General features: G+C 72.4%; 15 protein-coding genes. 4 read left to right on the top strand and 11 right to left on the bottom strand.

Annotated features, from left to right (window positions below):
• Positions 1-38: 38 nt before the first annotated feature.
• A complete protein-coding gene (locus HGK68_RS05125) occupies positions 39-887 on the top strand; it encodes a DUF3097 domain-containing protein (protein ID WP_246260598.1) in 849 nt (282 codons plus the stop codon).
• A 480-nt stretch (positions 888-1,367) separates the two neighbouring features.
• Here the strand turns inward: HGK68_RS05125 and HGK68_RS05120 are convergent, their stop codons facing one another.
• Positions 1,368-2,306 carry a hypothetical protein gene (locus HGK68_RS05120; RefSeq protein ID WP_169164111.1) on the bottom strand — a complete coding sequence of 313 codons (939 nt, stop codon included), beginning with the start codon at positions 2,304-2,306 and terminating at the stop codon, positions 1,368-1,370.
• 141 nt (positions 2,307-2,447) lie between these two features.
• On the opposite strand from HGK68_RS05120, the gene HGK68_RS05115 reads away from it, so the two are divergent.
• Positions 2,448-2,969: a DUF4870 domain-containing protein gene (locus HGK68_RS05115; RefSeq protein WP_169164984.1), complete on the top strand. Its 522-nt coding sequence runs from the start codon at positions 2,448-2,450 to the stop codon at positions 2,967-2,969.
• A 90-nt stretch (positions 2,970-3,059) separates the two neighbouring features.
• Here the strand turns inward: HGK68_RS05115 and hemW are convergent, their stop codons facing one another.
• Genes hemW through lepA form a run of 3 tightly spaced genes read right to left on the bottom strand, consistent with a single transcriptional unit; the run spans position 3,060 to position 6,984 of the window.
• On the bottom strand, positions 3,060-4,301 hold the full coding sequence (gene hemW / locus HGK68_RS05110) for a radical SAM family heme chaperone HemW (protein ID WP_169164983.1): 1,242 nt from the start codon (positions 4,299-4,301) through the stop codon (positions 3,060-3,062).
• Positions 4,301-5,110 (bottom strand): isocitrate lyase/PEP mutase family protein, encoded by an 810-nt coding sequence (locus HGK68_RS05105; RefSeq protein ID WP_169164982.1) that lies wholly within the window; start codon positions 5,108-5,110, stop codon positions 4,301-4,303. The genes hemW and HGK68_RS05105 overlap by 1 nt, the downstream gene beginning before the upstream one ends.
• Positions 5,107-6,984 (bottom strand): translation elongation factor 4, encoded by a 1,878-nt coding sequence (lepA, locus tag HGK68_RS05100; RefSeq protein WP_246260596.1) that lies wholly within the window; start codon positions 6,982-6,984, stop codon positions 5,107-5,109. Before lepA ends, HGK68_RS05105 begins: the two co-directional genes overlap by 4 nt.
• A gap of 227 nt (positions 6,985-7,211) precedes the next feature.
• Between lepA and rpsT the strand changes: the two genes are divergently transcribed.
• On the top strand, positions 7,212-7,472 hold the full coding sequence (gene rpsT / locus HGK68_RS05095) for a 30S ribosomal protein S20 (protein WP_169164981.1): 261 nt from the start codon (positions 7,212-7,214) through the stop codon (positions 7,470-7,472).
• Between the two features lie 169 nt (positions 7,473-7,641).
• Here rpsT and HGK68_RS05090 read toward each other — a convergent pair whose 3' ends face one another.
• The 3 genes from HGK68_RS05090 to HGK68_RS05085 all read right to left on the bottom strand — a co-directional run bounded on the left by HGK68_RS05090 (position 7,642) and on the right by HGK68_RS05085 (position 10,720).
• Complete coding sequence (locus HGK68_RS05090) at positions 7,642-8,970, bottom strand: helix-turn-helix domain-containing protein (RefSeq protein ID WP_169164980.1); 1,329 nt, start codon at positions 8,968-8,970, stop codon at positions 7,642-7,644.
• Positions 8,971-9,063: 93 nt separating this feature from the next.
• Complete coding sequence (locus HGK68_RS16220; RefSeq protein WP_281358417.1) at positions 9,064-9,195, bottom strand: hypothetical protein; 132 nt, start codon at positions 9,193-9,195, stop codon at positions 9,064-9,066.
• A 211-nt stretch (positions 9,196-9,406) separates the two neighbouring features.
• On the bottom strand, positions 9,407-10,720 hold the full coding sequence (locus HGK68_RS05085) for a helix-turn-helix transcriptional regulator (protein WP_169164979.1): 1,314 nt from the start codon (positions 10,718-10,720) through the stop codon (positions 9,407-9,409).
• Positions 10,721-10,971: 251 nt separating this feature from the next.
• Here HGK68_RS05085 and HGK68_RS05080 point away from each other — a divergent pair, with 251 nt between their 5' ends.
• Positions 10,972-11,727, top strand: a complete 756-nt coding sequence (locus HGK68_RS05080; RefSeq protein ID WP_169164978.1) for an EAL domain-containing protein — start codon at positions 10,972-10,974, stop codon at positions 11,725-11,727.
• Positions 11,728-11,840: 113 nt separating this feature from the next.
• On the opposite strand, the gene holA is transcribed toward HGK68_RS05080, so the two are convergent.
• The 4 genes from holA to HGK68_RS05060 all read right to left on the bottom strand — a co-directional run bounded on the left by holA (position 11,841) and on the right by HGK68_RS05060 (position 16,237).
• A complete protein-coding gene (gene holA / locus HGK68_RS05075; RefSeq protein WP_425483665.1) occupies positions 11,841-12,875 on the bottom strand; it encodes a DNA polymerase III subunit delta in 1,035 nt (344 codons plus the stop codon).
• Between the two features lie 4 nt (positions 12,876-12,879).
• On the bottom strand, positions 12,880-14,481 hold the full coding sequence (locus HGK68_RS05070) for a ComEC/Rec2 family competence protein (RefSeq protein WP_169164977.1): 1,602 nt from the start codon (positions 14,479-14,481) through the stop codon (positions 12,880-12,882).
• Complete coding sequence (locus HGK68_RS05065; RefSeq protein ID WP_169164976.1) at positions 14,478-15,311, bottom strand: ComEA family DNA-binding protein; 834 nt, start codon at positions 15,309-15,311, stop codon at positions 14,478-14,480. The genes HGK68_RS05070 and HGK68_RS05065 overlap by 4 nt, the downstream gene beginning before the upstream one ends.
• Before the next feature lie 104 nt (positions 15,312-15,415).
• Positions 15,416-16,237: a DegV family protein gene (locus HGK68_RS05060; protein ID WP_169164975.1), complete on the bottom strand. Its 822-nt coding sequence runs from the start codon at positions 16,235-16,237 to the stop codon at positions 15,416-15,418.
• Between the last annotated feature and the right edge of the window lie 72 nt (positions 16,238-16,309).

Genomic DNA, 16,309 nt, shown 5'->3' with positions numbered 1-16,309 from the left:
ACCACGGGTCGGCGACGCCCACACCTACGCTGCCGGACGTGAACGACCGCTATGGCAACGATGTCCTGTCCGCCGACTCCCGGTCGGCGCACCGGCGCCCGACCTCCCGTCCGGTGCCCGCGGAGCGCGGTCTGGTCGTCGAGGAGGTGACCACCGGCTGGGTCGGGGCGATCACCCGGGTGGAGAAGTCCGGCGGCGAGCACGTGGTCGTCCTGGAGGACCGCCGGGGCCGGACCCGCACCTTCCGCCTCGGCCCGGGGTTCTGGATCGACGGCAAGCCGGTCGAGCTGGTGCCGCACCGCCCCACCACCCCCACCGGCCCGCAGCGCACCGCCTCCGGGTCGCTGGCCGCCCCGGACCAGCGCGCGCGGGTCGCCCGCGGGTCGCGGATCTGGGTCGAGGGCAAACACGACGCCGAACTGGTGGAGAAGGTCTGGGGCGACGACCTGCGCGCCGAGGGGGTCGTCGTCGAGCTGCTCCAGGGGGTGGACAACCTGGAGGAGGCGCTGCGGGACTTCGCGCCCAGTGCCGAGCGCAAGGTGGGCGTGCTGGTCGATCACCTGGTGCCCGGTTCCAAGGAGCAGCGGATCGCCGACGCCGCCCTGCGCACCGTCCGGCCTGGCACCGTCCTGGTGCTCGGCCACCCCTACGTCGACGTGTGGCAGGCGGTGAAGCCGCAGCGGATCGGGCTGGAGCGCTGGCCGGTGATCGAGCGCGGCACCGAGTGGAAGCGGGGCATCCTGCGCGAGCTGGGATGGCCGGCCGACGAGCAGGCCGACGTCGCCCGGGCCTGGCAGCGGATCCTGCGCAGCGTGCGCTCCTACGCCGACCTGGAGCCGTCGCTGCTCGGGCGGGTGGAGGAGCTGATCGACTTCGTCACCGCCTGAGCGGCGTTCCCCCGGTACCCGCGTCGCGTCCGCACTCCCCGCGCCGGGTCGGCAGTCCCCGCCCGAAGCCGCCAGTCCGCGCCCAGGTCGGCAGTCCGCGCCCAGGTCGGCAGTCCGCGCCCCAGGTCGGCAGTCCGCGCCCGAAGTCGGCACTTCGCCGGCCCGTTCGTGGCCCGAACGCACGACCTCGCCGACGGGGCCTTCGCGTCACGGGGCCACCGGGCTCCAGCGGGGCCACCGGGGGCCACCGGGGGCCACCGGGGTCAACGGGGCCAACGCGCCAGCGGGGCGAAGTCGGCAGTCCGCGCCCGAAGTCGGCACTTCGCCGGTCGGTTCGTGGCCCGAACGCACGACCTCGCCGACGGGGCCTTCGCGTCACGGGGCCACCGGGGGCCAGCGGGGGCCGACGCGCCAGCGCGCCGACGGACCGACGGAGCGCCGCCACCCCCGCGGGGATGACGGCGCTCCGGGTGGATCCGATCAGGCGGCGACGCCCTCGCCGTGCAGGCGACGGAAGACGAAGCCGGAGACCAGCGTGGCCAGCGGGGTGGTGACCAGCGCACCGATCCCGCACAGCGAGCCGCCGATGGAGGACGCGACCAGCACCACCAGGTAGAGCAGCGCGGCGGTGGCGAAGTTCCGGTAGGCCAGCTGGAAGCTCGCCTTGATCGCGTCGATCGCGCCCATGCGCTTGTCGACCACGAAGAACAGCGTGAACTGGGCGAAGAACCCGAACACGATCGCACCGACGTAGAACGCCAGGGTGCCGACCGCAGTGCCGATGCCGACCAGCAGGGCCGCCAGCACCAGGGCGCCCAGCCGCTCGAAGCGGAAGAAGCTGCCGAAGGTGGTGCGTCCGGTCTGGGCGATCTCCATCGTCACCCGGACCAGCGCGGCCTGGACGAACACCGAGAACAGCAGCACCAGCGCGATGAAGATCAGGTACGCGCCGACGGCGGCCCCCGCAGCACCGGGCCGCACATTGCCGTACTGGTCGGTGGCGGCGACCGCCCCGCCGATGAAGATCGCGAAGAAGACGATCGCCAGGACGGCCAACGCGGCACCGTAGACCGCCAGACCGCCGATCAGCGGGCCCGCGTTCTGGGTGAACTTGCTCCACGCCCAGCTGAAACCGTCACCGATCGCGGAGCCGGCGTTCGGCTGCCCGGCGCCGTAGGGCGGCTGCGCCTGGCCATAGGGCTGCTGGCCGTACGGCTGGCCGGCGGGCTGGCCATAGGGCTGTCCCGAGGGCTGACCGTAGGGTGCTCCGGCCGGGGGCTGCTCCCCGTAGGGCGAACCGGCGGGCGGCGGCTGGGGAGCGCCGTACTGCGGCTGATGCGGCGCGCCGTAGGGCGGCTGCTGTCCGGCAGCGTTCGGGTCGTCGTCGCGGGGCGGATTCGCGCCGGTGGGGTCAGTCATCGCAGGCCTCCTCGTTCCGGGCGCGATTCGCCCAGCGGGCACAGCGAAGCGAAACCACACAAACGGTGTCAAGACGACGCACTGGACACCCGCTACTGTCTCAGCGCAGCCATCCGTGCCCCACCCCGATCAGGAGTACCCATGACGCACCCCCCGCAGCCCGACCAGCCGTGGACCGGCTCCGGCGACCCGCAGCACGGCGCACCGGGTCAGCCCGGCCAGCCGTCCGGCGCGCCCGGCCAGCCCTACGGCGCTCCCGGACAGCCCTACGGGGCGCCCGGTCAGCAGTACGGCGCACCGGGTCAGCAGTACGGCGCCCCGCAGGGTGCTCCGCTGTCGCCGCAGGATGAGAAGACCTGGGCGATCCTCAGCCACATCGGCGCCATCCTGTTCAGCTTCGTCGTCCCGCTGATCGTCTGGCTGGTCTACCGCGGCCGCGGCCCGTACCTGGAGGACCAGGCGAAGGAGGCGCTGAACTTCTCGCTCACCGTGCTGATCGGTTACGTCGGCACCAGCATCCTGGCCGCCGTCACCCTCGGCCTGCTCAGCCCGCTGGTGCCGCTGGTGAGCGTCGCGGCGCTGATCTTCGGCATCATCGCCGCCGTCGCGGCGAACAAGTTCACCTGGTACCGCTACCCGGTGTGCATCCGCTTCATCAAGTGACACCGAGGTCGTCGCGCCGGGTGGCTGCCCGGCGCGACGGCCGATGTCGGCGCGTCCCGCCGCTCCCCTGACGACAACGACAACGACGTCTCAGTCGGTCAGGTCACGCACCACGGCGTCGGCCAGCAGCCGACCGCGTCGGGTCAGCACCACCCGCGGCACGTCCACGCCACGACCCAGCGCCGCCATCCCGTCGACCAACCCGTCGGCGACCAGCGCCGCCACCCGGGTCCTGGCGGTCGCGGACAGCAGCGACAGCGGCAGCCCCTCGCGCAGCCGGACACCCAGCATCACCCGCTCCAGCTGGGCGCTCTCCGGCTCGATCAGCTCACGGCCGGCGGCCGGGCTCACCCCGGACGACAGCCGGTCCGCGTAGGCCCGGGGATGCTTGACGTTCCACCACCGGGTGCCGCCGACGTGGCTGTGCGCGCCGGGGCCGATCCCCCACCAGTCGTCGTTGCGCCAGTAGGCGAGGTTGTGCCGGCAGGCGTCCGCCGGGGTGCGCGCCCAGTTGCTCACCTCGTACCAGGTCAGCCCGGCCGCGGTGAACAGGTCGTCGGCCAGCTCGTACTTGGCTGCCTGGTCGTCCTCCTCCGGCAGGGGCAGGTCGCCGCGCCGCACCTGGACCGCCATCCGGGTGCCCTGCTCGATCACCAGCGCATAGGCCGAGATGTGGTCCACCCCGGTCGCCAGTGCCGACTCCACGCTGGCCCGCCAGTCGTCGAGGCTCTCCCCCGGGGTGCCGTAGATCAGGTCCAACGACACCGCCAGCCCGGCGTCCCGCGCCCAGCGGACCACGTCCGGGATCCGGCGCGGGTCGTGCGTCCGGTCCAGCGTCGCGAGCACCCGGGGCACCGCCGACTGCATGCCGAACGACACCCGGGTGAAGCCGGCAGCGGCCAGTTCGGCCAGCGACTCCGGCGTGACCGAGTCGGGATTGGCCTCGGTGGTGACCTCGGCGTCCGGTGCCAGTCCCCAGGCGTCCCGCACCCCGGTCAGCATCCGGGCCAGGTCGCGGGCGGGGAGCACCGTGGGCGTCCCGCCGCCGACGAAGACCGTGCCCACGGCACGCTCCGGCAGCCCGGCGTCGGCCAGCACCTCACGGGCCAGCGCGATCTCGGCCAGCGCGGTGTCGGCATAGGACGACTGGCTCGCACCGCCACCCAGTTCGGTCGCCGTGTAGGTGTTGAAGTCGCAGTACCCGCAGCGCACCGTGCAGAACGGGACGTGCAGGTAGATCCCGAACCCGCGGTCGTCGGCACCGTCCCGGACCGTCTCCGGGAGCCGCCCGTCCGCGGGTGCCGGCTCGCCCTCCGGCAGTGCGGGGGCCATCACCGGTCGAAGGCCGCGCGGTCGAGCTCGGTGAGCCCCCCGGCGCGGAAGGTCGTCGTGCCCCGATCGTGCAGTTCGGTCGCCGCTCGCAGCAGCGCACCATAGGCGGTCGACGCCAGCGCGCCACCCACCGACACCCGGCGCACCCCCACCGCGCCGAGCTCGGCCACGGTCGGACCGTCCGGCCAGGCCAGCACGTTCACCGGCACCGAGACGGCGGACACGACGGTCTGCACCTCGGTCAGGCTGCGCAGCCCCGGGGCGTAGACGCAGTCGGCACCGGCAGCCGCGTACGCCCGCAGCCGCACGATGGTGTCGTCCAGATCGGCGATGCCGTACAACGGGTTCTCACACCGCGCGGTCACCACCAGCGGGGCACCGGGGACCGCATGCGCCGCCTCGATGGCCGCCGCCAGCCGTTCGGTCGCCACGTCCAGGTCCCGCACGGTGCCGGTGGTGGCGTCGTAGTCCTCGATCGACACCCCGGCCGCCCCGGCCTCGGCCAGCGCGCTCACCGTGTCGGCGACCCCAGCCGGGTCCGGTGCGTAGCCGTCCTCGGCGTCGACGCTGAACGGCAGGTCGAGCACCGCCGTCACCGACCGGACATGGGCCAGCAGCTGCTCGCGGGTGAGCCGCTGGTCCTCGGTGCCCAGCGACCACGCCAGCCCCGAACTGGTGCTCGCCACCGCCTCGAACCCGGCCGACCGCAGCAGCAGCGCCGATCCGGCGTCCCAGGCATTGGGCAGCGCCCACACCCCGGACCGCGCGTGCAGCTCGGCGAACCGTCGCCGTGCAGCGTCCCGACTCACTTCTTCTTGGCGTCCTTGTCCTTGGCCGGAGCCGCGTCGGAGGACAGCGCGGCGATGAACGCCTCCTGCGGCACGTCGACCCGTCCGATGGTCTTCATCCGCTTCTTGCCCTCCTTCTGCTTCTCCAGCAGCTTGCGCTTACGGGTGATGTCACCGCCGTAGCACTTGGCCAGCACGTCCTTGCGCATCGCGCGGATGGTCTCGCGGGCGATGATCCGGGAGCCGATGGCCGCCTGGATCGGCACCTCGAACTGCTGGCGCGGGATCAGGTCCTTCAGCTTGCCGGCCATCATCACGCCGTAGGCATAGGCCTTGTCCTTGTGCACGATGGCGCTGAACGCGTCGACCTGCTCGCCCTGCAGCAGGATGTCGACCTTCACCAGGTCGGCCGCCTGATCGCCGATGGGCTCGTAGTCCAGGGAGGCATAGCCACGGGTCTTGGACTTCAACTGGTCGAAGAAGTCGAAGACGATCTCCGCCAGCGGCAGGGTGTACCGCATCTCGACCCGGTCCTCGGACAGGTAGTCCATCCCCTGCAGGTCACCGCGCCGGGTCTGGCACAGCTCCATGATCGCGCCGACGAACTCGGTCGGCGCGAGGATCGTGGCCTTCACCACCGGCTCGCGGACCTCCCGGATCTTGCCGCCGGGGAACTCGCTCGGGTTGGTGACCAGCACCTCCGACCGGTCCTCCATCGTGACCTCGTAGATCACGTTCGGCGCGGTGGAGATCAGGTCCAGCCCGAACTCGCGCTCCAGCCGCTCCCGGATGATCTCCAGGTGCAGCAGGCCGAGGAACCCGACCCGGAAGCCGAAGCCCAGGGCGACCGAGGTCTCCGGCTCGTAGTTCAGCGCGGCGTCGTTCAGCTTCAGCTTGTCCAGCGCCTCACGCAGCGCCGGGTAGTCCGACCCGTCGATCGGGTACAGCCCGGAGAACACCATCGGCTTCGGGTCCGAGTAGCCGCCCAACGCCTCGGCGGCCGGCCGGTGCTGGTTGGTCACCGTGTCGCCGACCTTCGACTGCCGGACGTCCTTCACCCCGGTGATCAGGTAGCCGACCTCGCCGACGCCCAGCCCCTTGGTCGGCACCGGCTCCGGGGAGATCACACCGATCTCCAGCAGCTCGTGCGACGCCTTGGTGGACATCATGGTGATCCGCTCGCGCGGGTTCAGGTCGCCGTCGACCACCCGGACGTAGGTGACCACGCCGCGGTAGGTGTCGTACACCGAATCGAAGATCATCGCCCGCGCCTCGGCGTCGGCGTTGCCCACCGGTGCGGGCACCAGCTCGACGATCCGGTCCAGCAGCGCCTCGACGCCCTCACCGGTCTTGCCGGAGACCTTGAGGCAGTCGGCCGGGTCGCCGCCGATCAGGTTCGCCAGCTCCTCGGCGTACTTCTCCGGCTGCGCGGCGGGCAGGTCGATCTTGTTCAGCACCGGGATGATCTGGAGGTTGTTCTCCAGCGCCAGGTACAGGTTCGCCAGGGTCTGCGCCTCGATGCCCTGCGCCGCGTCCACGAGCAGCACCGCACCCTCGCAGGCCGCCAGCGACCGGGACACCTCGTAGGTGAAGTCGACGTGCCCCGGGGTGTCGATCATGTTCAGCGCGTACGGCGTCTCGGCCACCGCCCACGGCATCCGGACCGCCTGCGACTTGATCGTGATGCCGCGCTCGCGCTCGATGTCCATCCGGTCGAGGTACTGAGCGCGCATCGCCCGCGAGTCCACCACCCCGGTCAGCTGGAGCATCCGGTCGGCGAGCGTGGACTTGCCGTGGTCGATGTGCGCGATGATGCAGAAGTTGCGCAGCAGCTCCGGCGGGGTCGCGGCAGGCGCGATGCGCTGGGACTGGGCAGGCGTCGGAATCGGGGACACGATCACTCTCGGCTTCGCGGGATGGGACTGGCACCATGGTCCCATGTCCGGCTGACTACTGGGATGCCCCGGGCGCCTGGTAGTCTTGTCAGTCGCGTGTCCGCCCGGGTCGGCGGGCACTAGTTCGATTCCTCTCCGCGGGTGTCCCCACGCCCCAGTCCCGGAGTCGGACGCGCCCTCTACGACCTGTCCAACCGCTTCGGCGAACACCAGAGGAAGTCCACAACGTGGCCAACATCAAGAGCCAGATCAAGCGTATCCGCACCAACGAGACCGCCCGGCTGCGCAACAAGGCCGTGAAGTCCGAGCTGAAGACCTACGTCCGCCGGGTGCGCGAGGCCGTCGCCGGTGGCGACAAGAACGCCGCGACCGCCGCGCTGACCGTCGCCTCCAAGAAGCTCGACAAGGCCGTGTCGAAGGGCGTCATCCACGCCAACCAGGCCGCCAACAAGAAGTCGGCGCTGGCGAAGGCCGTGCACGCGCTCTGACGCGACGCTGAACCTCACGAAGGGGCGCCATCCGGTCAGGATGGCGCCCCTTCGTGCGTCTGCCCGGCGTGGACCGCATCGGGTGCGGGAAGGGAACGAGGGCGTCATCCCCCCTGCAGGATGACGCCCTCGAGTGCGTGGCGGCTCGGACGAGCCGGTGCGTTCCCGGTCAGCCGATCGCGGCGGTCCAGAGCTCGCGGATCGGGGTGGGCACGTTCGCCGGGTAGCCGGCCTCGCGCAGCGCCCGGTCGTAGGCGACCGCCGCACGCTCGGTCTCGCCGCTGCCGTAGAACCGGTCGCCGAGGTCGCGCCAGACCGCAGCGGACTGCCGGGACGCGGTCATCATGCTGAGCATCTCCGCGGCCCAGCTGTACGCGCGCGCCGCCGCCTCCTTGTCGCCGAGGGCGTACAACGCATCACCCAGGACGACTTGCGCGTCAGCGTTCTCGAGTCGGGTCTGACCGGCCAGACGATCCAGCGCACTGCGTGCGTAATCGACCGCTGCCGACGCATTCCCCAGCAGCACCTGAGCCCGCGACCGCTCAATGTCGACCGTGGTCAACTCCAGCTCGGAACCGAGCAACCTCAGCTCCGGCTCTGCCAGATCGAGCTGCTGGAGGGCCAGCATCGGGTCCGCCGGGTCAGCGCGCAGCACCAGGTGAGCGAAGTTCATCCGCAGCCGGGGGATCTCTCGGCTGACCTCCCCGTTGTCCAACAGTGCGAGGGCGCGCTCGGTGTAACGCTTCGCCAGACCGAAGTCGCCGCGCTGTTCGGCGACGATCGCAGCATTCCAGTACACCGAGCCACGGCCGCGGTTGGTGCCCGCAGCCTCGGCCTCCCGCACCAACTCAGCGGCACGATGCGTGGCGAACAGCAGGTCCCCCCGCGAGGCGGTGACCCACAGAAGCGTCGAACCGAGCCGCAGATACTCGTCGGTGCCGGCCAACCCTGCCGCGTCGAGCCGTGCCATCACCGCGTCACCTACCTCCGCGGCGCGGGCGTGGTCGCCGCTTTCCAGGTAGTTCCGGACCAGGGATGTCGCCGTCTGCGCGAGGTCCAGCATCTCCCCGTCGGCGTCCAGCTCCTGGACCAGAGGCTCAAGGACCTCGACCGCCTGCTCCAGGTGACCCAGCTTCTCGTGTGCGTTGGCGAGCGCGATCAACGCCTTGACCCGCACCGGGCGCGTCACAGCGCCGAGGTCCAGGTCCAGCAACCGGTCACGCGCGGCGGCGAACTCGCCGGACACGAGGTCGAGCTGGACATAGTCCAGAGCCAGTCGGGTCTGGGCTTCCACCGGCCCGGCGTCGCCGAATTTCAGGAACTCGACCGTCGATCCGAGGCGCTCGGCCAGGATCGCCAGCGCCGAGTCGGTCGGCTCCCGCCTCCCGGACTCGATCAGCGACACGTAACTCGGCGAGAGCTTCTCGCCCGCCAGCGCTGTCTGGGAGAGCCCCGCCGCGACCCGCGCCTCACGAACGCGGTCACCAATGGTCGTCATGCCAGTCAGACTAGCTGTTACTGGATCGAGCGGCGAGGGACTCACCCGTTCAGGCGCCCAGAACTCAGCCTGGGCGAACGCACGCACGGCGGGTCACTGCACCATCAGGCAGCACCCACCGTTCCCCATCAGCTTGACCGGGCCCGCGGTGGCGACCCCACTCCCGCCGATCGACAGCAGCACGGCAACAGCAGTGACGACGACGACCTTCACCGAACGACGCATGATCTTCTCCTCGACACAGGGGTTGACTTTTTGTCAACGCAAGCATGACAACGACCTGCAAGACTCGCCAAGCCGGTATCGAAACTCCGGCGTTTCAGCCCTAAACGGGTGAAACCGCCTCAGCCACCGAGCCCCTGCCCGAGTCTCGGACCTGGTCAGAGGCATGGCGAAGTCAGCCGCCGAAGCGACCAGGCGTCATCCCCGGCTCTGACTAGGCCACTGAGGCGTCGCTCACACCGTCGGTGACGCCGACACCGGCCAGCAGCCGCCGGAAGGCCACGCTCGCCCCGTCGCCCTCACCGAGCGCGAGCAGCCGGACACCCGTCTCGCGCAGCATGCGCGTCACCTCGCGGCCGGCCGACGCGTTCACCAGCAGGTCGAGAGCCGACCGCGTGAGCTCGACCGCCGCCACACGGCCGCCCCGAGCGATCCGGACGTCCGCCAGCGACAACAGCGCACCGGCCCGTCCGACGTCCGTCGGCAGGTCACCACGATGCAGCGCCGACTCGGCCCAGTGCTCGGCCGACGACAGATCCCCGAGCAACAAGTGAGCGCGGGACTGGTTGAGATCCAGCTCGACCAGATCGTCGGGCCCGCCCACCAGGTCGAGCCCGTCCCGCGCGATCAACAGCTCGTCCAGCGCCGCAGCCGCCTGGTCCCGGCGCCCGTCGACCAGCAGCGTCCAGGCGAGCTGCTCCCGCGCGCGGAAGTAATCGCGCCCGTCCTCACCCCTGCTCTCGGGCATGCGGTCGACTGCTTGCTGGATGTGACGTCGGGCGAGGTCGTACCGCCCGAGCGCCTCCTCGACCGAGGACAGATTCCACAGGGCCACCGCCTGCCCGCCGTTCCCGCACGCACGGGAGGCCCAGGCGTGCAGACCGACAGCACGCTGCCACGCATGCACGCGGTCGCCGCGCTCGAGCAGCGCCCAACAGACCGTCGCCTCCAGCCGCGTCAGCTCTTCCGGGTCCAGATCGGTGTCGTCCAGCAGCGCCCGCGCGCGCGTCCCGACATCGACGGCCACCGCGCTACGACCTTCGACGAGATAGAGGTAGAGCAGCCCCCGGGTCAGGGCGAGCACGTCCGCCGGCCGTCGCTCGGCCACCGCGTCCCGCCAGAGCGGTTCCAACCCCGCCCGCGCCCCGTCGAAGTCGCCACATCGCTCCTGGGCGTGTGACCGGAGGACCGCGGTGGCCGCCCGTCGCTCGGCGGGCACCTGGGAGAGGTCGACGACCGACAGGCGTTCCAGGGCGGCCCGCGGATCACCATGAGCCAGATCGGACTCGGCCTGTGCGGTGACCGCTGCGATGTCCACCGGAGCGTCGTCCGCGCGCCCCCAGCGCAACCACGCCGGGCTGACGCCGAGCCGTCGTGCGAGGGCGTGCAGCGTCTCCGTGCTCGGCTGCCGTGACCCCGACTCGATCCGGGACACCATGCTCACCGACACGCCCGGGTCAGTGAGGTCGGCCTGGGTGAGACCCGCTGCCCGGCGCGCCTGGCGCAGACGCTCCCCCAGGGTGCTCACGGTGCTCTCGTTCTCCTGTGTCGCAGTGGGTCACGGCGGCGTCTCGACCACGGTCGTCGGGCACGCTACCAAGGAGTCCGTGCCCGCGAGTCAGCTTTCCCTTGACCGCCGCAGCACCCCTCGTGTGCGGGCTTCGATGCGCCCGGACGGGTGAAATCGGATGCGATCCGCCGCACAACCATGCGGTGAGCCGCATCACCTCTGCCGCACTGGGGTGTCACGCCCGACTCTCCTGTGTTGTCATAGCCGACATGACACGACCCGAGGGTGAGCTCGACCGGCTCCTCACCGCCGACGTGGAGTCAGCGTTCCCGACGCAGCTGCGTCAGCAGTGGCACGCCCACGTCGCGACGGAGCGTGCGGTGGTCGGACGGCAGGGCATCTTCTCCCCGCGCCTGCATCCGTTCGGCTACGAACTGGCGTTCCGCACCTCCGAGTCGACGCACGGGGTGGACGCGGCGGGCTGGACCGATCTGCAGCACGAGCGGGCGACCAGCGCAGTGCTCCGCGCGACCTTCGGCCGGGCGGACGTCGACGAGGTGGGTCACGGGCGGTGGCTGTTCGTCCGCTGCCCGCGTGCCTTCCTGACCGGGGCGCTGCCCCTGCCCGCACGGCCGGACCGCCTGGTCGTGGAGATCCCGGCGGCCACCCGGATCGACGAGGAGATCCTGCGCGGTGTCCGGCGCCTGCGGGAGCGCGGTTTCCGGGTCGCCATGTCGGGCTTCGTCTCCCGCCCGGATCAGCGGATGCTGTTGCCCCAGGCCGACTTCGTGAAGATCGACGCCCGCGACCTCGACGTCGAGGGTCAGCCGGTGGTGGAGCTGGCTCGGTCGCACGGTGCGTTGCTGGTGGCCGAGTTCGTCGAGTCCAGCGTGGAACTGCGCGGTGCGCGGGAGCTGGGGTTCGACCTCTACCAGGGGAACCTGTTGGAGAAGTGCCTGTTGCTGGACCGCAGTGCGGCGCCCCTGGTCGGACCCGATCACGACAACATCGGCCGCTTGATCTGAGCCGCTGACAACGGAGCTGGTCCTGCGCGACGCTCCGGCTGGTGTGGCCGGGAGGCGAGTGCCGGTTCCGGTCCCGGCGGGCGAGCGCGGGCTGGGACGCAGCCGTCGATCGGTCAGCCGCGTTGGGCAGCCGCGTGGGCGATCCTGAGCACCGCGCGCTCGACGGCGAACCGCGGGTCTCGGCTCGCGCCCTTCACCTCCGCGTCGGCCTGGGCCACCGCGGTGATCGCGGTCGCCAGGCTCTCCGGCGTCCAGTGCGCCAGTTCCTTGCGGGTGCGGTCGATCTGCCAGGGTGCCAGCCCGAGGTCGCGTTCGGCACCGGCCCCCCGGCCACGAACCGTCGACACCTTCGCGAGCATCCGTAGCCGGGCGGCGAGCGCCGCGACCAGCGGTACCGGGTCCACACCGGTTGCCAGCGCGTGCCGCAGCAGGGAGACCGCCTCGCCGGCCGAGCCCGCCACCGCGGCATCCGCCACCCGGAACCCGGTCGCCTCGATCCGCCCGCCGTAGTACTTCTCGACCACCTCGACGCCGATGACGCCGGTGGTGTCGGCGATCAGCTGTCCACAGGCGGCGGCCAGTTCGCGCAGGTCGGAGCCGACCGCGTCCACCAGGGCTCGGACGGCGCGGGCGTCCATGCGGCGACCGGCACGACGCAGCTCCTGGGTGACGAAGGTGGCCTTGTCGGCGTCCCGCTTCATCGCCTCGCAGCTGACCACCGGTGCGCCCGACTGCTTGACGGTGTCCAGCAGCTTCTTGCCGCGCTGACCGCCGCCGTGCCGCAGGATCAGCACCACGTCGGACTCGGGTGCTCCCACGTACCGGATCGCGTCGGCGATCAGGTCGTCGGTGCCCTTCTCCACGTTCTCGACCACCAGCAGGCGATCCTCGGCGAACAGGGACGGACTGGTCGCCAGCGCGAGCTCCCCGGTCGTGTAGGCGGACCCGTCGATCCTGGTCACCTCGACCTCGGCGTCCTGGTCCCGCGCCAGACCGATCAGCCGGTCCACGGCGCGCTCGGCCAGCAGCGCCTCCGGACCGGTGACCAGGACCACGGGGGCCAGTTCGACCTCGTCCCAGGTCGGTCCGGCCGGGGCCGATCGCGAGCCGCCACGGGCGGGTCGGCGGGAGGTGGAGGCAGCAGGCACGCCCCTAGGGTGCCATGCCACGCCGACACCTCAGCAGGAGCGCCAGCCCGGCGGCGGTGGCCACCGTGAGGTCGATCAGCCCCGGCCATCCGGACAGCCACGCCACCCGGGCACCGGGCAGGCCGGCGCTGACTCGCGCCACCGTGGCGATCCACCAGCAGCCGGAGCCCGCGACCGCCGCCGACCAGTCCGCGACCCAGGGGCACCACCCGGCGCAGCAGGCGCTGACCAGGCCGCCGATGGTCGCGACCTCCACCGCCGGAGCAGCGGCCAGATTGGCTGGGACCGCGTACAGGGACACCGAGGGATCGAGCAGCAGCAACACGGGCGCGCACGCGGCCTGTGCCGCGACGGGGACGGACAGGGCCACTGCCACGGAGGGTGGCAGCCATCGTCCCTGCCACCGATCCGCCAGTGGCGCCGCCAGGGTCGCGATGCCCGCCGTGGCGACCACCGACAGCACGAAACCCAGGTCGGCGCCGAGCCACGGGTCACCGATGAGCAGGACCAGCACCGCCGCGAGCAGGCTCGGCACCGCCCGGGACGGACGGCCGACAGCGACCCCGAGCACCCCGACCGCTCCCATCACCGCCGCCCTGACCACCGTCGGGCCCGGGCCGACCAGCAGCACGAATCCGATGCTCACGCCGCCCACTGGAAGCCACCGCCATCGTCGGGACACCCCGCACCGCGAGGCCACTGCGAGCACCACTGCGCCGACCATGCTGAAGTGCGCACCGGAGACCGCGGTGAGATGGGCCAGGCCCGCGGTCTTCATCGCGGCGTCGAGGTCGCCGACCGCCGCCGTGTCGCCCACCGCCACCGCGGGCAGCAGCGCACCGGCGTCGCCGGGCAGCGAGACGGCGACGGTGGACAGGGCGGTGCGACGCCCCGCGAGCACCGCCGACACCGGATCGGGCCCAGCACGGACCCTCACCTCACCCGTCGGGCGTGCGGTGGCGAGCGCCCGGTCGTGAGCACCGCGCCCTGGGGCGAGGCGGGCCGTCAGGACGATCCGATCGCCCGGGGTGAGCCGCTCCGGCAGGAAGAGCTGCACCGCGGCACCGGAGGCGATCGGCGGGGAGTCAGCAGGCGTGAAGGAGGCCACTGCCAGCAGCACGCGGAACGTGCCAGGGGCCGAACTCAGCGCGGCGCTGGCGGTCACCCTGCCGCGCAGCTCGACCGTGGCGTGGGCGGCTGCGAGGTCGCGTATGCCGCCATGCTCCCGGGCGATCAGGCGGCTGCCGCAGCTGAGGCAGAGCATCAGGAGCGCGCCACCGGCGAGCAGCGCACCCGGCAGGGCGCCGCAGATGGGCCGGGATGTGGGGGTGACCCGGCGGCCGTGGGAGGACACGGGGCGGCGATGACGCGCCCGCCGACCGGCCACGGTCGGATGTCGCGGACGTGAGCCGGGAGGCCGCAGCGCCCCGCACCCCGCGATCATCAGGCCCGCGAGGCATCCGGCCACCACGAGCGGGATCCAGGCGGGGCCCGGGGTCAGCAGCAGCGCCCCGAGCCACGCCACCATCGCCGCGGGCAACAGCCGCAGGTCGACGCGGCTGCGGTCGGCCGGGTCGTGGTGCAGGGCGGTCGAGGACGAGGTCATGTCGTGGTCCGGTCGCGCAGCTTCGCCAGCACCGCCGGTCCGATCCCGGACACCCGGTCCAGGTCGTCCACCTCGGCGAACGGACCGCTGGCCTCCCGTTCGGCGACGATCCGATCGGCCAACACCGGTCCCACCCCGGGCAGCTCCTGCAACTCGGTCGCGTTCGCCCGGTTGATGTCGATCAGGCCGGTCGAGCCGCCGCCGGTGCTCGCCGAGCCGGACTCCGGCGGCGCCGCCGACTCCCCCGGTGCCGGTACCCGGACCTGCTCACCGTCCTGGACGGGCGCCGCGAGGTTCAGGGCTGCCAGGTCGGCGTCCGGCAGGGGACCACCGGCAGCGGTCAGCGCGTCGGACACCCGGGCGCCGGCGGAGAGTTCGACCAGCCCGGGCGCGGCGACCTGGCCGACCACATGCACCAGCAGCGGTGGGTCTGTGGTGGTGATGCTCGGGTCGGAGCTGGGCACGACGGCGCGTGGCGCCGACGTGCCACCGGGTTCGGTGAACCGGACCGGGGTGCCGGTGGTGGCCGCGAGCGAGCGCAGGGTGACCGCCCCGGTGACCGTCGCCAGCACCAGCAGGGCGACCACGGCCGCACGGGGCGCGATCGACCATCGGCGTCGTGCCCGGCGGCGTCGAGTGGGTGGTTCGTCCGCGATCGGCGCCGCGTCGGCCGCCGCTGCGCCGAATCGCGCCCGCGCGGCCCGGGTCAGGGCGGCGGGGTCCCGCACCCGCGGCACGCCGCGGGCCGCCGTCACGACCTCGTTCCCCGCACCGACCGTCCAGGTCGGCACCGCCCTCGCCACCCGCTGCCGCACGTCGTCCCTGGTCATGGCGGCACGCTAGGAACGCGCCAGCCGACCCCACCACCCGCGCTCGCCCACCGTGGGGACCCCGGTGACCGGGACCGACCTGTGGACAGTCGGCCGCCCGGGGATCAGGCGTCGACCACCACCACGGCCAGCGCTCCGGCACCCAGGTGGCCGCCCAGCACCGCCCCGACCTCGGCGACCCGGATCTCGACCGCACCGTCGACGTCGCGCAGTCGTTCGGCCAGCGCCTCGGCGACCTCGGCGTTGCCCAGGTGGTGCACCGCGACCCGGACGGGTCGTCCCCGTCGCGCCGCCTCCTCGAACGCCAGGTGCACCAGGCGGTCCCGGGCGGCGGGTCGGGTACGGACCCGTTCCAGCACGTCGATCCGGCCGTCGCGCAGGGTGAGGATCGGTCGCAGGCCGAGCACCGTGCCCAGGGCGGCCGCCGCCGCGCTGATCCGGCCGCCGCGGCGCAGGTGGTCGAGGGAGTCGACCACGAACCAGGCCGAGGTGGAATGTCCGACCCGGGCGGCTTCGGCGGCGACCGTGGCACCGTCGCCCTCGGTCCGGGCGGCGGTCCGGGCGGCGAAGCCGAGTCCGAGCCCGGCGCTGTGCGAGTCGACGACGTGCACCGGCAGCGGGGCCAGCTGGGCGGCGATCCCGGCGGCCCGGACCGTGCCGGAGAGCGCACCCGACAGGTGCACCGACACCACCTCGCGCACGCCCTGGTCGGCGAGCGCCTGGTAGACCTCGGCGAAGGCGGCCGGCGCGGGCTGGGAGGTGGTCACCCGGGTACCGCTGCCGACCAGGTCCAGCAGATCGGCGGGTCCGAGGTCGACGCCGTCGCGGAACCGGCGGTCTCCGGCCGCCACGTCCAGCGGCACCACGGTGATCCCCCACTCGGCGGCCTGCTCGAGGGTGAGGGCGGCAGTGGAGTCGGTGACCACCGCGACCCGAGGCGCGACCGGGTCCGGCTGCGACCGCCGTGGCAGTCGCAGCCGTCCGATCAGCCCCGGCAG

The organism is Cellulomonas taurus (assembly GCF_012931845.1).
In the GTDB taxonomy this organism is placed as follows: domain Bacteria; phylum Actinomycetota; class Actinomycetes; order Actinomycetales; family Cellulomonadaceae; genus Cellulomonas; species Cellulomonas taurus.
The sequence above is the reverse complement of the archived record's forward strand: the minus strand, read 5'-3'. Positions and strand labels throughout refer to the sequence as shown.